Genomic DNA, 18,046 nt, shown 5'->3' on the forward strand with positions numbered 1-18,046 from the left:
GCTTGCCAGCGATGGCGTCGGCACAGCCAACATTGATGATGACTGACACACCGCCATCGCGGGCAAGCCCGCTCCCACAAGGTCAATGGTGACTTTCGAATTGTGATTTTGCCGTCGGGGACGACCCCGGCGCTCATCGAAAAACTGCGGGACGGCCCGCATCCCCTTCAGGGGTTTTGCCATGTTCAAAAAAGTCCTGATTGCCAACCGTGGCGCGATTGCCTGCCGCATTCTGCGCACCTTGCGTGAACTGCACGTCGAAGGCGTCGCGGTGTACTCCGAAGCCGATGCCGCCAGCCTGCACATCCTGCAAGCCGAGGAAGCCCACAGCCTCGGCGAAGGCGCAGCGGCCGGCACCTATCTGGCCGTGGACAAGATTCTCGCCATCGCCAAAGCCACTGGCGCCACCGCGATCCACCCCGGCTACGGCTTCCTCTCGGAAAACGCCGCGTTCGCCGAAGCCTGCGCAAACCATGGCATTGCCTTCATCGGCCCGACACCGGAGCAACTGCGAGTGTTCGGCCTCAAGCACACCGCACGGGCCCTGGCCAAACAGCACGGCGTGCCGATGCTCGAAGGCACCGAACTGCTCGACAGCCTCGACGCCGCGCTGATTGCCGGCGCGCGCGTCGGTTATCCGGTGATGCTCAAAAGCACCGCCGGTGGCGGTGGCATCGGCATGCGCGTGTGCCGTAACGCCAGCGAACTGAGCGAGTCGTTCGAGGCGGTGAAGCGCCTCGGGCAGAACAACTTCAGCGACGCCGGGGTGTTCATCGAGAAGTACATCCAGCGTGCGCGGCATCTGGAAGTGCAAGTATTCGGCGATGGCCATGGCGAAGTGATCGCCCTCGGTGTGCGCGACTGCTCGGTGCAGCGGCGCAATCAGAAAGTCCTCGAAGAAACCCCGGCACCGAACCTGCCCGAAGGCATGGCGGATGAGCTGTGTGCGGCGGCGATCAAACTGGCCAAAGCAGTGAATTACCGCAGCGCCGGCACCGTCGAATTCGTTTTCGACAGCGATGCGCAGCGCTTCTATTTTCTGGAAGTGAACACCCGGTTGCAGGTCGAACACGGCGTTACCGAACAGGTGTGGGGCGTCGATCTGGTGCGCTGGATGGTCGAGTTGGCGGCCGGTGACTTGCCGCCGCTGGCCGAGTTGTTTGCAGGCCTGCAACCGCAGGGCCATGCGATTCAGGCGCGGCTGTATGCCGAGGATCCGGGCCGCGATTTCCAGCCCAGCCCAGGCTTGCTGACAGCGGTCGATTTCCCCGTCGCCGATGGCCGGCATCTGCGCATCGACACCTGGGTCGAGGCCGGTTGCGAGATCCCGCCCTACTTCGATCCGATGATCGCCAAAGTCATCAGCTGGGCGCCGACCCGCGAACAGGCCCGCGCCGATCTGCATCAGGCGCTCGGCGACAGCCTGCTGTACGGCGTGGAAACCAACCGCGATTACCTGCGGCAGATTCTGCTCGATACGCCGTTTGCCAGCGGCCAGCCCTGGACCCGTTGCCTGGAAGGCCTGGTGTACCGGGCCAACACGTTTGAAGTGCTGAGCGCCGGCACCCAGACCAGCGTCCAGGACTACCCCGGTCGCCTCGGCTACTGGGCGGTCGGCGTGCCACCTTCGGGGCCGATGGACAGTCGCGCGTTGCGTCTGGGCAATCGTTTACTGGGCAACGATGAAGGCCTGGCGGCGCTGGAAATCACCATGAGCGGGCCGTTGCTGCGCTTCAATTGCGATGCGGTGGTGGCCGTGACCGGCGCACCGATTGCCCTGACACTCGACGGCCAGCCGCAGGCGATGAACACCGCCCTGCTGATCCCGGCGGGCAGTCAATTGCATCTGGGCAATCTGCCGGGCGCCGGCGCCCGCAGCTACCTGTGCCTGCGCGGCGGCCTGCAGGTGCCGAACTATCTGGGCAGCAAAAGCACCTTCACCCTCGGTCAGTTCGGCGGTCATGGCGGGCGAGCCCTGCGTGCCGGGGACGTGTTGCACCTGGCCCCACTGAGCGACCGAAGCGCCGCGCAGACGCTGGCCCCGCATCACGTCAGAGAACTGCCCGCCGTGCGCCGGATCCGGGTGATCTACGGCCCCCACGGCGCGCCGGAATACTTCACTGAAAACTACATCGGCACCTTTTTCGCCACGCAATGGGAAGTGCATTTCAACTCCAGCCGCACCGGCGTGCGCCTGATCGGGCCGAAACCAGAGTGGGTGCGCGCCGACGGCGGCGAGGCCGGGCTGCATCCCTCGAACATCCACGACAACCCCTACGCCATTGGCGCCGTGGACTTCACCGGCGACATGCCGGTGATCCTCGGCCCGGATGGCCCGAGTCTTGGCGGGTTTGTCTGCCCGGTGACGGTGATCGAGGCGGATCTCTGGCAGCTCGGGCAACTGAAGGCCGGGGACAAGGTGCAGTTTGAGCCGGTCGATCTCAAGACTGCCCGCGATCTCGCCCTGAGATGGGAGACCTGTGGGAGCTGGCCTGCCAGCGATGAAGTTGACGCGGTGTCTGCTCGGGCCTCATCGCTGGCAAGCCAGCTCCCACAGGCCCTGGTTTCGCCTGTGGTTCTGGAATTGGGTCAGGACGACAAGCGGCTGGTCGGGCGTGTGTCCGGCGATACCCATCTGCTGCTGGAAATCGGCGCGCCGGAACTGGATCTGGTCCTGCGCTTTCGCGCCCATGCCCTGATGCAGGCGCTGGAAGGCAAAAACCTGCACGGCGTAATCGACCTGACACCGGGCATTCGTTCTTTGCAGATCCACTACCAGCCCGAACAATTGCCGCTGGCCGATCTGCTCGGCATCGTCGCCGGTGAATGGGATGCGGTGTGCGCCGCCCAGGACTTGCAAGTGCCGTCGCGAATCGTCCACTTGCCCCTGTCGTGGGACGATCCGGCCTGCCAGTTGGCGATCGAGAAATACATGACCACCGTGCGCAAGGACGCGCCGTGGTGCCCGAGCAACCTGGAGTTCATCCGCCGCATCAACGACCTGCCGAACCTCGACGAGGTGCAGCGCACGGTGTTCGACGCGAGCTATCTGGTGATGGGCCTCGGTGATGTGTATCTCGGCGCACCGGTCGCCACGCCGCTCGACCCGCGCCATCGGCTGGTGACCACCAAGTACAACCCGGCGCGCACCTGGACCGCCGAGAACTCGGTGGGCATCGGCGGCGCCTACATGTGCGTCTACGGCATGGAAGGCCCGGGCGGTTATCAGTTCGTCGGGCGTACCTTGCAGATGTGGAACCGCTATCGCGCAGTCGCCGCGTTCGAAGGCAAACCGTGGCTGCTGCGCTTCTTCGACCAGATCCGCTTCTACCCGGTCAGCGCTGACGAATTGCTGCGCATCCGCCGGGATTTTCCACTCGGGCGTTTCGACCTGAACATCGAACAGAGCCAGCTCAACCTCGCCGACTACCAGGCCTTTCTGCAACGCGAAGCCGAGAGCATCGACGCTTTCCGGACGCAGCAACAGGGTGCGTTCCAGGCTGAGCGCGAACGCTGGATCGCCAGTGGCCAGGCGCACTTCGACAGCGAAGAAGCCGTGCCGGACAGCAGCGAAGACACACCGCTGACCAGCGGCCAGCAGAGTATCGACAGCCACATTGCCGGCAACCTCTGGCAGGTGCAGGTCGAGGTCGGCAGCCGCGTGGCGGCCGGTGATGTGCTGGTGATTCTGGAGTCGATGAAGATGGAAATCCCCGTGCTCGCGCCCATGGCCGGGGTGGTGCAGGACATTCGCGTGCAGCCGGGATCGGCGGTGCGTGCCGGACAACGGGTCGTGGTGCTGGAACTCGACTGAAACCATTTGCCAAAGGATCAACCCATGAATCTGCAACTCGATGCCCTGCGCCAGGCCTACCGCAATGGCGACACCACACCGCGGCAATTGCTGCTGGCGCTGCGGGACAAAGCGGCGGCGCTGAACCCGGACTATCACCTGTTCATCCATCTGCTCAGCGCCGAAGAACTGGAACCGTATCTGGCCGCCCTCGACGGTCGCGACCTCGACAGCCTGCCGCTGTATGGCGTGCCGTTTGCGATCAAGGACAACATCGACCTCGCCGGCATTCCCACCACCGCCGCGTGCCCGGCGTTCGCCTATGTGCCGGAGCGTTCGGCGACCATCGTCGAGCAACTGCTGGCGCTGGGGGCGATCCCGCTGGGCAAGACCAACCTCGACCAATTCGCCACCGGCCTCAACGGCAGCCGTTCGCCCTATGGCGCTTGCCCGAACAGCGTGTTGCCGGAGTATCCGTCCGGCGGTTCGAGTGCCGGTTCGTCGCTGGCCGTGGCGCTCGGCGTTGCCAGTTTCGCGCTGGGCACCGACACCGCCGGCTCCGGCCGGGTGCCGGCGGCGTTGAACAATCTGGTTGGATTGAAGGCCAGCAAAGGCCTGATCTCCACCGCCGGCGTGCTGCCGGCCTGTCGCACGCTCGATTGCGTCACCACGTTCACCGCAACGGCGCGGGAAGCCAGTCAGCTACTGGCGCTGACCGCGCGCCTCGATCCACGGGACGAATACAGCCGCAGCAATCCGTCATGGAACGACGGCTCCGCGTTCGGTGCGCCACGGCCGTTTCGCTTCGGTGTACCGCGTGCGCAAGACCTGGAATTTTTCGGCTGTGAAGAAGGCCCGCAGCTGTTCGGCGACGCCATCGACCGTCTGAAAGCTCTGGGCGGTGAAGCGGTCGAGCTGGACTTGTCGCCGTTCCTCGAAGCGGCGCGGTTACTTTATGAAGGGCCTTGGGTGGCGGAGCGCTACAGCGTGGCCGGCGAATTGATGGAAGAAAATCCCGCATCGGTGCTGCCGGTGATCCGCGCGGTGCTGGCCAAAGCACCGGCCGTCAGCGGCGTGCAGACGTTCCGCGCGCAATATCGCCTGCAAGCGCTGAAAGCCGTTTGCGATAAAGCACTGGAAGAACTCGACTGCGTGCTCACGCCCACCATCGGTCGTCCGGTGACGCTGGAGGAACTGGACGCCGAACCGGTGCTGCGCAATTCCGAACTGGGCTACTACACCAACTTCATGAACCTGCTCGATTACGCCGCCGTCGCCGTGCCCAGCGGTTTCATGGCCAACGGGCTGCCGTGGGGCGTGACGCTGTTTGGCCGGGTGTTCACCGATCAGTACTTGCTGGGTGTTGCCGATGCCTTGCAGCGCCAGCAGGATCCCGCGCTGCCGACGCCGAACAACCCGGCGCGCCATGACCGTGCACGACTGGTGGTCTGCGGCGCGCATCTGGACGGACTGGCCCTGAACTGGCAACTGCGCCAGCGCGGCGCACGCCTGATCGAGACCACCTACAGCTCGAAGGACTACAAACTCTATGCCCTGGCCGGCGGCCCGCCGTTGCGCCCGGGCATGCTGCGCGTGGCCGAAGGTGGCGTGGCCATCGAGGTGGAAGTCTGGGAGTTGCCGAGCCGTGAGCTGGGCTCGTTCCTGACCGGCATCCCGGCGCCGCTGGGCCTGGGCAAGGTGCAACTGGCGGATGGCCGCTGGGAGAGCGGTTTCATCTGCGAACCCTACGGCCTGGAAGGAGCAATCGATATCAGCCACTTGGGTGGGTGGCGCGCGTATCTGCAAACCGGAAACTGATCCGAAAACCGGCCCCTTCTCCTTCCGGGAGGGGGCTGGATGAGCGAGCCATTCTCCAGACACCCCTGCCCGGCTGATCCCCCCGCATTTCAGGCACAAATCCCGCAGTCTTTTCCCCGCCGTGCCACTAGAATGCTGCCCATCGGGTCACTGTCAACGGAATTGCCAATGCCGCTCAGATCTGCGTTTCACTCCCAACGTTCGCTGGTACTGACCCTGATCGCCCTGCTCGGCGCAGGTTTTCTCGCCACCTCGCTGCTCAGCTACTACGCCTCGCGGGCGTCGATCCGCGACAACATCGTCAACACCGAACTGCCGCTGACTTCCGACACGGTGTACTCGGAAATCCAGAAAGACCTCGTCAGACCGATCCTGATTTCCTCGATGATGTCCCGCGACACCTTCATGCGCGACTGGGTGGTGAACGGCGAGAAAGACAGCGACCAGATGACCCGCTACCTCGACGAGGTCATGACCCACTACGGTGCCTACACCGCGTTTTTCGTCTCCAACAGCACCCACACTTACTACCACGCCAAAGGTGTGCTCAAGCAGGTGAAAATCGACGAACCGCGTGACGCCTGGTACTTCCGCGTGCGCGACATGAAGGATCCGTACGAGATCAACGTCGACCCGGACCTGGCCAACAAAGACAACATGACCTTCTTCATCAACTACAAGGTCTACGACTACAACGATCGCTTCATCGGCGCCGCCGGCGTAGGGCTGACGGTGGACGCGGTGATCAAGCTGATCGACAAGTACCAGCAGCGCTATCAACGCAGCGTTTACTTCGTCGACACCTTCGGCCGACTGGTCTTGACCGGCGCCGAGGGCGGGCCGGAGGGGGCGCCAGTCGGGAAAAGCCTGAACGACCTCGAGAGCATGAAAAGCCTGGTCAGCCAATTGCCCAAACCCCACAGCGGCAGCTATGAATATTCCACCCACGGCCAAGGACATTTCCTCAACGTGCGGTTTATTCCAGAGCTGAACTGGTACCTGTTCGTCGACAAACGCGAAGACGGCGCGCTGAGTGAAATCCGCCAGTCGCTCTATCTCAACCTGCTGATCTGCCTGCTGGTGACGCTGATCGTGCTGGCCCTGGTCAATCGATTGATCAAGCGCTATCAGGACAAGATCCACGCTCAGGCCACCCTCGACAGCCTCACCGAACTGCCCAACCGCCGCGGCTTCGACCTGCTCGCCGTGCAAGCGCTGCACGAAGCGCACCGTGAGCCGAAACCGCTGACCGCGCTGCTGCTGGATCTGGATCACTTCAAGGCCTTGAACGACACCTACGGGCACATGGCCGGCGATCAGGTGCTGATCGGATTCGCCCGGGATCTGCAAAGTTGCCTTCGGCATTCCGACATCGTCTGTCGTTGGGGCGGTGAGGAATTTATCGTTCTGCTGAAGGACACCGACGGCGAGACCGGTCAGAAGATTGCCGAGAAGATCCGTCAGCACGTCGAACAGCATGAATATGCCTACAACGGTCACAGCCTGAATCTGACTGTCAGCATCGGCGCCACCACCCTGCAACCGGATGACACCTTGCACAGTCTGCTGTCCCGGGCCGATCATGCGATGTACCGGGCCAAACAGACCGGCCGTAACCGCACCTGCGTGGAAATGCCTCACTCGACCTATGCCTGACACTCATGACCAAACCTGACCTCTGCCCGGCCTGCGGCGCCCGCAACGACTGCACCCTGGCCGACCCGCGCACCGCCGACCGCGCCTGCTGGTGCTACGGCGTTTCCATCGATCCGGCAGTGCTCGAAGCCCTGCCGGCGGAACTGCGCGACCAATCCTGCCTGTGCCCGCGCTGCGCCCAGGTCGAGGCGCAACTGCAAGCGGCCAAGCCGTCGATCCCGTAAGATGCGCGCCCCGCTTCCTGCCGATTCCTGATCATGCGCGTCGACCGTTTCCTCAGTAACCTGCCCCGCTACAACCGCAAGCAGGTTCGCCTGCTGCTGGTGGAAAAGCGCGTGAGCATTGACGGAAAAGTCGTCAGCGATCCCCACAGCGAAGTCCTGGAATTCAGCCGCGTCGAAGTCGACGACGAAGTGCTGCAACCCGGCAAACCGGCGCGCTATTTCATGCTGTACAAACCGCAAGGCTGCGTCAGCGCCACCCGCGATCCCGAGCATCCGACCGTGCTCGACCTGATCCACGAGCCGGACAAGGACGACCTGCACATCGCCGGGCGCCTCGACTTCAACACCACCGGACTGATGCTGATCACCAACGACGGCAGTTGGTCGCGGCGCCTGACCCAGCCGCAGACCAAACTGCCAAAGGTCTATTACGTCGAGACCGAACAGGAGATCGGCCCGGAATATGCGATCAAGTTCGCAGAGGGGATCTACTTCGCCTTCGAGGACCTGACCACCCAACCGGCGCAGCTGCAAGTGCTCGGCCCGCGAACGGCGCGGTTGAGCATCGTCGAAGGTCGTTACCATCAGGTGAAGCGCATGTTCGGCCACTTCAACAACAAAGTGCTGCGCCTGCACCGCGAATCCATGGGCCCGCTGCCGCTCGATCACGCGCTAAAACCGGGCGAGTACCGCGCTTTGCGCACCGAAGAGATTCATTTGTTCTAAGCAGCCGACCGCTCAGCAGAAGTTGTCGAACAATTTACTAACGGCACTTGCGCGATCCGGATCCCCCTGCTTGAATCAGGACGTCGGCCAAATTGTGACCGATGAGTCACACATAACTTCTAAGAAACTTTTTGCCGGTAGACAGCCTTCAAGGGCTGCGCCTCAGCCGGCAGATTGCCCGCCAATAACAACACCCGTCGACCTGCCGTACCGGATCGACATGGGCCACAAAATTCCAGGCATATGCCTACCTGTCACAAAGCTCGTGCAATCTCATTTGCGCGCATACCCGCTTGCTTGCCAGGAGTCTTATGACATGAGGCCAGAAATCGCTGTGCTGGATATACAGGGTCAGTATCGGGTTTACACGGAGTTCTATCGCGCAGACGCCGCAGAAAAGACCATCATCCTGGTCAACGGCTCGATGGCCACGACTGCGTCGTTTGCACAAACCGTGAAAAATCTGCACCCGCAATTCAACGTGGTCTGCTACGACCAGCCCTACGCGGGCAAGTCGAAAGTCCACAACCGCCACGAGAAACATCTGACGAAAGAAGTCGAAGGTCTGATCCTGCTGGAGCTGATCGATCACTTCGCGGCCGAGCACGTTTTGTCGTTCTCCTGGGGTGGCGCCGCGACCATGGTCGCCCTCGCTCATCAGCCTCGGCGCATCGAAAAAGCCGTGATCAGCTCGTTCTCGCCAGTAATCAACGCGCACATGCTCGATTACCTCGAACGCGGCGTCGAATGCCTCGGCAAACGCGACGGCGATCGGGTCGGCCACCTCGTCAACGACACCATCGGCAAACACCTGCCGTCGCTGTTCAAGCGCTTCAACTATCGCCACGTCAGCAGCCTGGCCGAGCACGAATACGGGCAGATGCATTTCCACATCAACGACGTGCTGCACAGCGACCGTCAGTGCTATTTGAATGCGGCGAAGAAAATCAACGTACCGGTGCTGTTCATGAACGGCGAATGGGACGAATACACCGCCGCCGAAGACGCCCGACTGTTCGGCAACCACGTCGCGCAGAGCACCTTCACCACCCTGCAGGCCACCGGGCACTTCCTCGACATGGAACACAAATCCGCCTGCCGGGACAGCCAGAACGCCCTGCTCGGTTTCCTGAAACCGACGCAACAGGTCAGCCGAACGCGTTACCAGTTTGTCCAGGATCACCATGCATTGGCCATTTGAAACAGTGTCGTCGCGAGCAAGCCTGCGAGGCTGAGATTAAGCCGTCCTCCAGCCCGCAGCGCTTGCCCGCGATTGACCGATTTCGGCTCTGTTTCAGGACTTTCCGTAGTTCGCGTGCAAAGAAAACTTCAAATCCGTGGCCGAGTCTGGTACAAAGTCAGCCGCTCTGAGCGGGTGTCGTATAATGGCATTACTCCAGCTTCCCAAGCTGATAACGAGGGTTCGATTCCCTTCACCCGCTCCAATCGAATTTATGTCCTGCGTCGTGGTTTGACGGGGGATGCGCAAACAGAAAAAACCGGCCTTGATGGCCGGTTTTTTTGTGTCCGGGATTTGAGTTTTCATTAGTAAATCCAAAGATCGCTACCGTCGAAACAACCCTGCCCCTACTGCTCCATCGTGATCAGCTTATCGCTGCAAATTCCCCATACGCATGATCCTTCTCCGACGGCGAAATCAGGATTAAACCCTCTAAGCTACGCTCCGTATCCAGGCTAAATAAGCTGGTAACCAACCGGAAGAGGGATCGACCATGAACGACACCGCTATCCCCGAGGGCTTCACTCCGCTGACCCGCAGCAGTCCGCTGCTCGACTTGCTTGGCCCGATCTATACCAGAGGCAGTGGCTTGCAACTTGAAATCGGTCTGCGGACAGACTCACGACATGCCAACGGACGGGGCACGTTGCATGGCGGTGTATTGGCGACTTTGGCGGATGTCGGCATGGGTTACGCCATGGCATTCTCCAGCGACCCTCCCCTGCCATTGATCACGGCGAGTATGACCCTGGACTATCTCAGCGCGGTGCAGATCAATGAGTGGCTTGAGGTACGCGTTGAGCACTCCAAAAAAGGACGGCAGCTGGCGTTTGCCACTGTTGGGTTGCATGTCGGTGATCGAATGGTTGCCCGTGCCAGTGCGGTGTTCGCGGTGCCGCAGTAGTATCCCCCCTGCATCCAACCGGTCTTGATGACCGGTTTTTTGTGCCCGTTTCATTTCGCAGCAACGGCCCGCAATACACTCCCCATTCCGCTGAAGTATTCCCGCCTAGACTCCTTCGCGAACACCAGCCCCACCAAAGGACGATGACCGCTCGGTGGTTATAGTGTTGATCGATAAAAAATCGTGGGTATAGTACCCACCAAGCACACCACAGGGAGGTGTTGTGAATAGCCGTTTTCTAATTGGCCAGCTCGTCGCAGACGGTTGGTATCTGGTGCGGGTCAGGGGCAGTCATCATCACTTCAAGCATCCGACCAAACCTGGTCTGGTCACAGTGCCTCACCCGAAGAAGGATCTGCTCAAGAAAACGGCCATCAGTATTTTGCAGCAGGCGCTGCTCTGACTCATCAGGTCAATTGCGCCGTGGAGGACGACACATGCTTTACCCGATCGCGATTTCAGTGGGTGATGAAGGACATGCCTGGGGAGTGGAGGTGCCGGATATTCCGGGCTGCTTCTCCGCTGGAGATGATCTGGATGACGCGATGGCGATGGCCCGCGAAGCCATCGAAGGCCATTTCGAGATTCTGGCCGAAGACGGCTCGCCCATCCCGCCGGCCAACAAGGTCACACTGCATGCAGCCAACCCCAAATACGCTGGCTGCACGTGGGCGGTGGTTGATATCGATGTGACCAAATACCTGGGCAAAGCTCAGAAACTCAACATCACATTGCCCGGCTATTTGCTCAACCGTATCGATGAATACGTGTTGCACCATCCGGAAGAGAAAAGCCGCTCCGGATTCCTGGCCTCGGCGGCGCTCAAGGTTTTGCAGCAACGTTGAAGCGAATAAAAACCGGTCTTGAAGACCGGTTTTTTCTTGCCCGCTGAAACGTCGCATCGGCGTAGTTACTTGTTCGATTCAGCGACGCCGGGATTTAAGACAGCTTCACAATTGCTTGTTTCTACATAAATCTACCGACGTATAACGGGTGTCCCTATATACCGTTAGGTTTCACTATATTTTGCTCTTATCCGGCTCAGCCTTTTCACCAAAACAAAGCATCAGCCTTTCACCTCAACATGATCCAGCGCCTGATTCACCGCCAATTCCCCCAGCATCACCAACTGCGCAATGCCTATCGCGGTTCTGCGGTAGGTGGGGTCGAGGGTGGCGGCGAAGTTGTTGAGCATCTCGCAGGCCGAGCCCAGGGACTCGCTGGCGTTGGCCAGCAGGGATTCGGTGTCGTAGGCCGGGTTGGCGAAGTACATCGGTTCGGGTTGTTTGGTCGCGCCCATGACATGGGCGCCGGGGCAGAGGTAATGATCGAGGGCGCGGTTGGCGGCGTCGTGGAGTTTTCTGCAGTCGATTGAGCTGTAGGGGGACGTTGGGTCGGTTTCGACTTCTGGGGGATTCGGGGTTGGCTTCTTCATAATGGCTTCTTTCTAGTCGATAGGTGGAGCTGACCTACTCGGTTCCAATCGAAGAGGTGGCAGCTGTACACGAGTTGGAACCCGGGCGAAAAAAGCCAAAAGCCCGACAGACTCGAAGTCTCTCGCGCACAGCCGCCATAACAGAGTGCACACCATGAAGGCGGGCAAGCATACGTCATGAAAGCTGCTTTTGCTTTTTTGAGAAGTCGCCGGGGTTCCAATCCCGATCGCCGATTCATCAGCGACCCTCACAGGCTAGAGTCCGCACTTCCGACGGACAACCTGAAAACCTTGTGGGAAGGTTCAGTAAACAGGGCCAACTCTTTAAACATCCCGTATCGAAAAACCGCGTTTACAGATCCCCAACACTCCCCCGGTTCTCACACTCGCCACGACCCGCTAGCATTTCCCCATCGCCCACCACCCTCCCCCTGCGCGGCCATCGACGAATACACGCCATCACGTTTCGAGGGATTCAAAACCGTGGCCTGCGAGCCACCCAAATCAAATTCAAAAGAGCATCAAATCCATGACCCAGAACATCTACGACGACCCCGAGTTTTTCCAGGGCTACAGCCAGATGAACCGCTCCATCGGCGGCCTCGATGCCGCGCCGGAATGGCCGGTGCTGAAAGCCTTGTTGCCCTCCCTGCACGGTTTGCAGGTAGTGGATCTGGGCTGCGGCTACGGCTGGTTCTGCCGCTGGGCGAGCGAAAACGGCGCTGCCCAAGTGCTGGGGCTGGATGTCTCGGAGAAAATGCTCAAGCGGGCGAAGGAAACCACCTCGGCCGCGAACATCCGCTACGAACGTGCCGACCTGGAACACCTCGACTTGCCTGCGTGCACTTACGATCTGGCCTACAGCTCACTGGCCCTGCACTACATCAAGGATCTCTCAGGGCTGTTTGCCAAACTGCATACGGCGCTTAAACCCGGTGCGCATTTTGTGTTTTCCATCGAGCACCCGATCTTCATGGCGCCGCGCAATCCGGGCTGGCTGATCGACAGCGAGGGCCACAAGCGCTGGCCGCTGGACAGTTATCAAATGGAGGGCGAGCGGGTGACCAACTGGCTGGCCGATGGCGTGATCAAGCAGCATCGCACGGTCGGCACGCTACTCAACGCGTTGATAGGCGCCGGATTCACGATTCAACACGTCAATGAATGGGGCCCGAGCGATGCCGAAGTGGCCGCGCAACCGGCGCTCGCTGAAGAGCGTGAGCGGCCGATGATGATGCTGGTCGCCGTACAACGCTGACTCCAAAAGAAAGGGCCGATCAAGTCGGCCCTTTTTCATTTCAACGTGTGGCGACAATGAACAACCGCGGAAACGGCAACAACACCGAACCATCCGCCAGCGCCGGATAAGCCTTCGCAACCTCCGCCAGATATTGCGCCAGATAGTCCGCCCGCTCGGCTTCCGTCAACGGACTGAGAAACGGAATCAGACCGCTACCCTTGAACCACTCGACAACGCCTGAAGCCCCGCCCGCCAACTGATGGTGATAGGTGGTGCGCCACACATCGACCCGCGCGCAATGCGGCCGCAGCATCGAGAAATAAGCACTGGCATCCGCCATTTCCGTCCGCTGCCCCGCCGCACCGGCCAGTTTGCTGGCCCACGGCCCGTTGGCCGCCACTTCACGCATCAACCGGTGGGACGGCTCGTTGAGGTTGTCCGGCATCTGAATCGCCAGACTGCCACCCTGCGCCAACTTGCCCGCCAGTGCCGGCAACAACGTCGCGTGATCCGGCACCCACTGCAAAACGGCGTTGGCAAAGATCACATCGAATGGCCCTGCATCCGCCCATTTATCGATGTCCGCCACCTCGAACTGCAACTGCGGCAGACGCTTGCGCGCGGCGTCGATCATGTCCGGCGAACTGTCGAGCCCCTGCACTTTCGCCCCCGGAAAACGCTCCACCAACAACTCGGTCGAATTGCCGGGGCCACATCCGATATCGACCACAGAACGTGCCTCGGGCGTGGGAATCGCCGCCAGCAAGTCGCGGGCCGGGCGGGTGCGTTCATCTTCGAAAGTGACGTATTGCTTGGCGGACCAGGTCATTGCGCTCTCCTGTCAGGACTTTTGCAGTGGTTCGCTACGATACATCGACTCCCTGCGCATCCCCTATCCGACTTAAGACGTGACGGCGGCAAGCACCTTTTTCGCGGACCTCGCTTGCATAAAAAAACCGGCCGATGGCCGGTTCTTTGGAAAATCCCACACTAGTCGTAATAGCCCACGGTCTTTTTCAACTGATCTGAATACTCGTAGATATCATCCACGGAGTTAATGGGATGGCGGGTTTCGTTTTTCTCCTCGTCGAAAATGCCGATGTACTTCTGCGAACGATTGAAGTGCAGACGACAGATCGGTTTTCGGTTGTTGTCATCGAGCAGGATCCCAAAGTAGCTCTGCGTGTCACGCTGAACGATTCGTTTGGCATCGACAATCGATCGAACGACCGCCCGAACAATGTGATACCCCTCCAGTTCCTCCAGAGTGGTCAAAACCTTATCGTCGGACTCGTCACGGGGATCCACCGGATCCGTCCCACCAGATGCAGCGGGAATAGACGCCAGAGCAGGCTGGATCGCACCACTCATGGCTGACTTGAGGCGGTCATTGATCTGGTCATTGAGAAATTGAACGACCGCTTTTCTCGTCAGTTCGTGAAACTGATCCCGCACCTTCTGCGTAATGACTCCGTCGTAGACTCGCGAAGCAAACACTTTGACGAAATCGTCATCCGGCTTGCTGACTTGCGAGACGATAACTTTTTTGATCTGGCTTACGTACTTCAGCTCACCCGCCGCGTTGATGATCGAATCAACGTCGAACGCAGACTTGGTGAGCTTGATAAGTTCTGGCACCGAATATTCATCAATGTCCAGAAGGTCCAGTTCAAGGAAGGGTTTTTCATCCATCTTGTTCGGCGCATCCAGGTCAGTGAAGAACTTGTAGACCTGGCCGTTGGTGAGGATGGAGATTCGAGCGCTGGTTACGTGGAAATAACGGAACAGCTGCGAGGCGTGATTGATGTGCAGTGGCTCGCCGATTTTCTTGCACTCGATGAGGATCTGCACTTCGCCCTCTTTCATGATGGCGTAATCGATTTTTTCGCCCTTCTTCGTGCCGATATCGCAAACAAATTCCGGCGTCACCTCTGTCGGGTCGAATACGTCGTAACCCAGAACAGTACTGATGAAGGGCATGACAAACGCGTTTTTTGTCGCCTCTTCTGTCTGGATTGCAGCGCTCTGCAACCGGACTTTGGCGGCAAGACTGGTTAACTTTTCGAAGAATTCCATGAGCGGCCTCTGACTGGGTTTCTATCCGTGCACTCGCATGCTGGCAAATTGACTGCCATTTGATCCTAGACGCAAACCCACACAAAGAAAGTTCCCACTTCCAAAAGCGTTCAAAACCGTGACCTGGAACAATCAAGTTTCAAAGACAGCAAGTCTCTGTAAGTAGAATTTTCCGCCCCCCTCCGATGTCTGAATTTCAAGCGCCCCCACAAGGAACACAGCCATGAAATTCGCAAAAATCTCCCAGACGCTCGCCCTCTGGGCCGGCAGCCCCAAGACGTTCATGGGGGCTTTGATTCTGATCGGGCTCTGGGGGTTGAGCGGGCCGATTTTCGATTACAACGACACCTGGCAACTGATCATCAACACCTCGACCACGATCATCACGTTCCTGATGGTGTTCCTGATCCAGAACACCCAGAACCGCGACACCGACATCCTGCATTTGAAACTCGATGAGCTGCTGCGGGTGAACAAGGAGGCGCAGAACGCGATGCTCGGGCTGGAGTCGCTGGATCTCAAGCAGCTGGAAGCGCTGCGCCGGCATTACCGGGCCATGGGCGAGAACGAGGTGTTTGACCTGGAAGGTCTGGGGGACAAGAGCAAGCCGAAGCAGGATCTGAATGAATGCTGACAGGCAATAAAAACGGCGCTAAAAAAGCGCCGTTTTTATTGCTGCGGATTCAGCGACTGGCCTGAAGAGCCCGAGCCATTTCCAGATGACTCTGCAGTTTCGGCAGGGTCTCGTCGGCAAACGCCTTGATCTCGGGCACGTCGGTGGTCTGGGCTTCCTGCTGGATCTGCTGAATGGCCTCTTCCGTGGCTTTGACCTGGCTGGCGGCGTAGGCCTGATCGAAGCTGGCGCCTTCTTTGACTTCCGGCATCAACGCTTTGGCCTTGTCGGCGACTTCTTCGCGTGGCGCCACCGGGAGATCCAGTTTCTTGGCGATTTTCGCCAGGTGCTGGTTGGCGGTGGTGCGGTCGTTGATGACGACGATGGTGTAATCCTTGACCTCTTTGGATTCAGCCTTGCTGTGCGCCAGACGACTGGCCTCGATGTCGGCCATGCCTTTGGCCGAGGCCTCGTTGATGAAGTCGGCGGGCGACTGGGCAAAAGCGCTGCTGGCGAACAACCCCAGCAGGCTGACAAAACTGATGTGGCGTACTCGGGTGGCCATCCGGCTCATGGTCGCGCCCTCCTTCTGTGCAGATTCAAGCGGGAGCTTGCGCCCCCGCCTCTCAATCAAAACAACCTTCGCCGACTACTTCGATTTCTGAGCAGGCTTGCGGCCCATGTCGGTTTTTGGCTCTTTGTCGACAGTCGTGGTGGTGGTTTTCCCACCTTTGCGACCGGCTTCAGACGCCTTCGTTCGATCGTTGGCGAAGTTTCCCGAGTTCGAGTTTCTTGAGTTAGGCATGATTCTCTACCTCTTGGCATTGATCGTAAGCGAGCAGGTGCCCGCCTAGATTGAGAATTTCCTGACTGCCAAAGGTTTAGAAAAGTTGCCGTCGCCGCGACGAACGGTGACCCGTCGATCAGCTGTCCAGCCTTTTATGATTCTGTCGTTTGGCGGCGTACATCACTTGATCGGCGTGACGAAACAGTTGCTGTTCCTCATCACCATGCTCGGGATAACGGGCCACGCCGATGCTCGGTTCGATGTGCAGGTTGTGCCCGTCCAGGCGCATGGGTTGCACCAGTACCTGTCGGATTTTTTCCGCGACACTGTCGGCATCGTCGGCGGCGTGGACGCTGTGCAACAGCACCACGAACTCGTCGCCGCCGATCCGCGCCACCGTGTCGGTCTCGCGCACGCAGCCCTTGAGCCGGTTGGCCACCGCCTGCAACAGCATGTCGCCGACCCCATGGCCAAAGGTGTCGTTGACCTGTTTGAAACGATCCAGATCGACGTATAGCAGCGCCATGTGCCCTGCCCGTTCCCTCGCATGGTTCAGCGCAGCCTTGAGCCGATCACGCAGCAGTTCGCGGTTGGGCAACTGGGTCAGTTGGTCATACTGCGCCATGCGCCGCAGGCGGGCGTGCAATTGCTGGCGTTCGATGGCCGTGGCGACCTGGGCGCAGACGTATTGCAGCAGTTCCTTGTCGCGTTCGGTGTAGCGCTCGCCACCGGCCAGGCTTTTGACAATCAGCGCGCCGATGGTGCGGTCTTTCGAACTCAGCGGCACGCCCAGCCAGCATGGCGATTGCTGGCCGACCACCAGCGCGGCGAACTCCTGCGGCGCGTGGGGGCAATCCGGGGTCAGCAGAATTGGCTGACCGCTGCGGATCACCTCGGCGCACAGGCGTCCGGTGACGGTGCCGGGTTGTTCCGGTTGCAACTCATCATCGTCGACGTGATAGGGAAAATTCAGCTGCGCGCAGTGTTCGTCGTACAGCGCCACCGAGAAATTCAGCGCCGGCAGCCACTCGCCAATAATCATGTGGATGCGCTTGAACAGCGCCAGCAGATCCTCCGCCGCATGGGCCGCTTCGGAGATCGCGTACAACGCCGCCTGACGGGATTCGGCGAGTTTGCGCTCGGTGATGTCCCGGGCCACGGCGATACGCAGTTGATCGACTTCCGACCAGCGCGCCGACCACAGAATGTGCACGACGCTGCCGTCCTTGCGCACGTAGCGGTTTTCGAAGTTGTGCTTGGGTTCGCCGCCCATGATGTCGTTCGCGGCGGCCAGGGTGCGCTCACGGTCGGCCGGGTAGACGTAGTCGATCATCGACTGGCCGATCAGTTCGTCAGGCGTGTAGCCGAGAATCCGCTCGCAGGCCGCGCTGACAAAAACGAAACGACCCTGCTTGTCCACGGCACAGACGGCATCCAGCAACAGATCGATGTAACTCGCCAGCGGCGCGGAATTTCGGCTTTCCATGGTTCAGCGTGGGTGTCCGGGCAATGCAGCACTGTTCAACCATCCATG

17 protein-coding genes and 1 tRNA gene are annotated in these 18,046 nt (G+C 60.0%); 12 read left to right on the plus strand and 6 right to left on the minus strand.

From position 1 onward, the window contains the following. Positions 1-181 precede the first annotated feature (181 nt). The 10 genes from uca (at position 182) to CAF74_RS18500 (ending at position 11,206) form a co-directional block, all read left to right on the plus strand. On the plus strand, positions 182-3,814 hold the full coding sequence (gene uca / locus CAF74_RS18455) for an urea carboxylase (RefSeq protein ID WP_085747235.1): 3,633 nt from the start codon (positions 182-184) through the stop codon (positions 3,812-3,814). Between the two features lie 24 nt (positions 3,815-3,838). After that, positions 3,839-5,611: an allophanate hydrolase gene (gene atzF / locus CAF74_RS18460; RefSeq protein ID WP_085747236.1), complete on the plus strand. Its 1,773-nt coding sequence runs from the start codon at positions 3,839-3,841 to the stop codon at positions 5,609-5,611. A gap of 168 nt (positions 5,612-5,779) precedes the next feature. Further along, positions 5,780-7,267 carry a sensor domain-containing diguanylate cyclase gene (locus tag CAF74_RS18465; RefSeq protein WP_085747237.1) on the plus strand — a complete coding sequence of 496 codons (1,488 nt, stop codon included), beginning with the start codon at positions 5,780-5,782 and terminating at the stop codon, positions 7,265-7,267. A 5-nt stretch (positions 7,268-7,272) separates the two neighbouring features. Beyond that, positions 7,273-7,491: a cysteine-rich CWC family protein gene (locus tag CAF74_RS18470; RefSeq protein ID WP_085747238.1), complete on the plus strand. Its 219-nt coding sequence runs from the start codon at positions 7,273-7,275 to the stop codon at positions 7,489-7,491. A 33-nt stretch (positions 7,492-7,524) separates the two neighbouring features. Further along, positions 7,525-8,217, plus strand: coding sequence for a pseudouridine synthase (locus CAF74_RS18475; RefSeq protein WP_085747239.1), 693 nt, complete (start codon positions 7,525-7,527; stop codon positions 8,215-8,217). Between the two features lie 316 nt (positions 8,218-8,533). Continuing rightward, positions 8,534-9,418 carry an alpha/beta fold hydrolase gene (locus CAF74_RS18480; RefSeq protein ID WP_085747240.1) on the plus strand — a complete coding sequence of 295 codons (885 nt, stop codon included), beginning with the start codon at positions 8,534-8,536 and terminating at the stop codon, positions 9,416-9,418. Between the two features lie 170 nt (positions 9,419-9,588). After that, positions 9,589-9,662, plus strand: a tRNA-Gly gene (locus tag CAF74_RS18485). Between the two features lie 288 nt (positions 9,663-9,950). Then, on the plus strand, positions 9,951-10,361 hold the full coding sequence (locus CAF74_RS18490; RefSeq protein ID WP_039772722.1) for a PaaI family thioesterase: 411 nt from the start codon (positions 9,951-9,953) through the stop codon (positions 10,359-10,361). Between the two features lie 223 nt (positions 10,362-10,584). Further along, positions 10,585-10,764 (plus strand): type II toxin-antitoxin system HicA family toxin, encoded by a 180-nt coding sequence (locus CAF74_RS18495; protein ID WP_007957952.1) that lies wholly within the window; start codon positions 10,585-10,587, stop codon positions 10,762-10,764. A gap of 34 nt (positions 10,765-10,798) precedes the next feature. Beyond that, the gene (locus tag CAF74_RS18500; RefSeq protein ID WP_007957951.1) at positions 10,799-11,206 is read left to right on the plus strand and encodes a type II toxin-antitoxin system HicB family antitoxin; all 408 of its coding nucleotides are present in this window, start codon (positions 10,799-10,801) and stop codon (positions 11,204-11,206) included. 221 nt (positions 11,207-11,427) lie between these two features. Here CAF74_RS18500 and CAF74_RS18505 read toward each other — a convergent pair whose 3' ends face one another. Beyond that, positions 11,428-11,796: a DUF6124 family protein gene (locus tag CAF74_RS18505; protein ID WP_085747241.1), complete on the minus strand. Its 369-nt coding sequence runs from the start codon at positions 11,794-11,796 to the stop codon at positions 11,428-11,430. A gap of 529 nt (positions 11,797-12,325) precedes the next feature. On the opposite strand from CAF74_RS18505, the gene CAF74_RS18510 reads away from it, so the two are divergent. Next, complete coding sequence (locus tag CAF74_RS18510) at positions 12,326-13,054, plus strand: bifunctional 2-polyprenyl-6-hydroxyphenol methylase/3-demethylubiquinol 3-O-methyltransferase UbiG (protein ID WP_085747242.1); 729 nt, start codon at positions 12,326-12,328, stop codon at positions 13,052-13,054. A gap of 40 nt (positions 13,055-13,094) precedes the next feature. On the opposite strand, the gene tam is transcribed toward CAF74_RS18510, so the two are convergent. Continuing rightward, positions 13,095-13,865 carry a trans-aconitate 2-methyltransferase gene (tam, locus tag CAF74_RS18515; protein WP_085747243.1) on the minus strand — a complete coding sequence of 257 codons (771 nt, stop codon included), beginning with the start codon at positions 13,863-13,865 and terminating at the stop codon, positions 13,095-13,097. 161 nt (positions 13,866-14,026) lie between these two features. Continuing rightward, positions 14,027-15,112 carry a type I restriction endonuclease gene (locus tag CAF74_RS18520; RefSeq protein WP_085747244.1) on the minus strand — a complete coding sequence of 362 codons (1,086 nt, stop codon included), beginning with the start codon at positions 15,110-15,112 and terminating at the stop codon, positions 14,027-14,029. A 223-nt stretch (positions 15,113-15,335) separates the two neighbouring features. Between CAF74_RS18520 and CAF74_RS18525 the strand changes: the two genes are divergently transcribed. Further along, entirely contained in the window at positions 15,336-15,746 is a 411-nt protein-coding gene (locus CAF74_RS18525) for a low affinity iron permease family protein (RefSeq protein ID WP_011332870.1), read from the plus strand. Between the two features lie 49 nt (positions 15,747-15,795). Here CAF74_RS18525 and CAF74_RS18530 read toward each other — a convergent pair whose 3' ends face one another. From CAF74_RS18530 to CAF74_RS18540, 3 genes are all read right to left on the minus strand, one after another. After that, the gene (locus CAF74_RS18530; protein WP_064594055.1) at positions 15,796-16,299 is read right to left on the minus strand and encodes a DUF4142 domain-containing protein; all 504 of its coding nucleotides are present in this window, start codon (positions 16,297-16,299) and stop codon (positions 15,796-15,798) included. A gap of 75 nt (positions 16,300-16,374) precedes the next feature. Beyond that, positions 16,375-16,530, minus strand: a complete 156-nt coding sequence (locus CAF74_RS18535) for a KGG domain-containing protein (RefSeq protein WP_077045875.1) — start codon at positions 16,528-16,530, stop codon at positions 16,375-16,377. 118 nt (positions 16,531-16,648) lie between these two features. Beyond that, positions 16,649-17,998, minus strand: a complete 1,350-nt coding sequence (locus CAF74_RS18540) for a bifunctional diguanylate cyclase/phosphodiesterase (protein WP_085747245.1) — start codon at positions 17,996-17,998, stop codon at positions 16,649-16,651. Positions 17,999-18,046: the final 48 nt, after the last annotated feature.

Origin of the sequence: Pseudomonas sp. R45(2017) (assembly GCF_002112305.1) — a bacterium.
Taxonomy (GTDB): domain Bacteria; phylum Pseudomonadota; class Gammaproteobacteria; order Pseudomonadales; family Pseudomonadaceae; genus Aquipseudomonas; species Aquipseudomonas paraglycinae.

Bases quoted from the DNA above. Each gene is read 5' to 3' on its own strand.
- uca (WP_085747235.1), top strand. From the start codon at position 182: ATGTTCAAAAAAGTCCTGATTGCCAACCGTGGCGCGATTGCCTGCCGC.
- atzF (WP_085747236.1), top strand. From the start codon at position 3,839: ATGAATCTGCAACTCGATGCCCTGCGCCAGGCCTACCGCAATGGCGAC.
- CAF74_RS18465 (WP_085747237.1), top strand. From the start codon at position 5,780: ATGCCGCTCAGATCTGCGTTTCACTCCCAACGTTCGCTGGTACTGACC.
- CAF74_RS18470 (WP_085747238.1), top strand. From the start codon at position 7,273: ATGACCAAACCTGACCTCTGCCCGGCCTGCGGCGCCCGCAACGACTGC.
- CAF74_RS18475 (WP_085747239.1), top strand. From the start codon at position 7,525: ATGCGCGTCGACCGTTTCCTCAGTAACCTGCCCCGCTACAACCGCAAG.
- CAF74_RS18480 (WP_085747240.1), top strand. From the start codon at position 8,534: ATGAGGCCAGAAATCGCTGTGCTGGATATACAGGGTCAGTATCGGGTT.
- CAF74_RS18490 (WP_039772722.1), top strand. From the start codon at position 9,951: ATGAACGACACCGCTATCCCCGAGGGCTTCACTCCGCTGACCCGCAGC.
- CAF74_RS18500 (WP_007957951.1), top strand. From the start codon at position 10,799: ATGCTTTACCCGATCGCGATTTCAGTGGGTGATGAAGGACATGCCTGG.
- CAF74_RS18505 (WP_085747241.1), bottom strand. From the start codon at position 11,796: ATGAAGAAGCCAACCCCGAATCCCCCAGAAGTCGAAACCGACCCAACG.
- CAF74_RS18510 (WP_085747242.1), top strand. From the start codon at position 12,326: ATGACCCAGAACATCTACGACGACCCCGAGTTTTTCCAGGGCTACAGC.
- tam (WP_085747243.1), bottom strand. From the start codon at position 13,865: ATGACCTGGTCCGCCAAGCAATACGTCACTTTCGAAGATGAACGCACC.
- CAF74_RS18520 (WP_085747244.1), bottom strand. From the start codon at position 15,112: ATGGAATTCTTCGAAAAGTTAACCAGTCTTGCCGCCAAAGTCCGGTTG.
- CAF74_RS18525 (WP_011332870.1), top strand. From the start codon at position 15,336: ATGAAATTCGCAAAAATCTCCCAGACGCTCGCCCTCTGGGCCGGCAGC.
- CAF74_RS18530 (WP_064594055.1), bottom strand. From the start codon at position 16,299: ATGAGCCGGATGGCCACCCGAGTACGCCACATCAGTTTTGTCAGCCTG.
- CAF74_RS18535 (WP_077045875.1), bottom strand. From the start codon at position 16,530: ATGCCTAACTCAAGAAACTCGAACTCGGGAAACTTCGCCAACGATCGA.
- CAF74_RS18540 (WP_085747245.1), bottom strand. From the start codon at position 17,998: ATGGAAAGCCGAAATTCCGCGCCGCTGGCGAGTTACATCGATCTGTTG.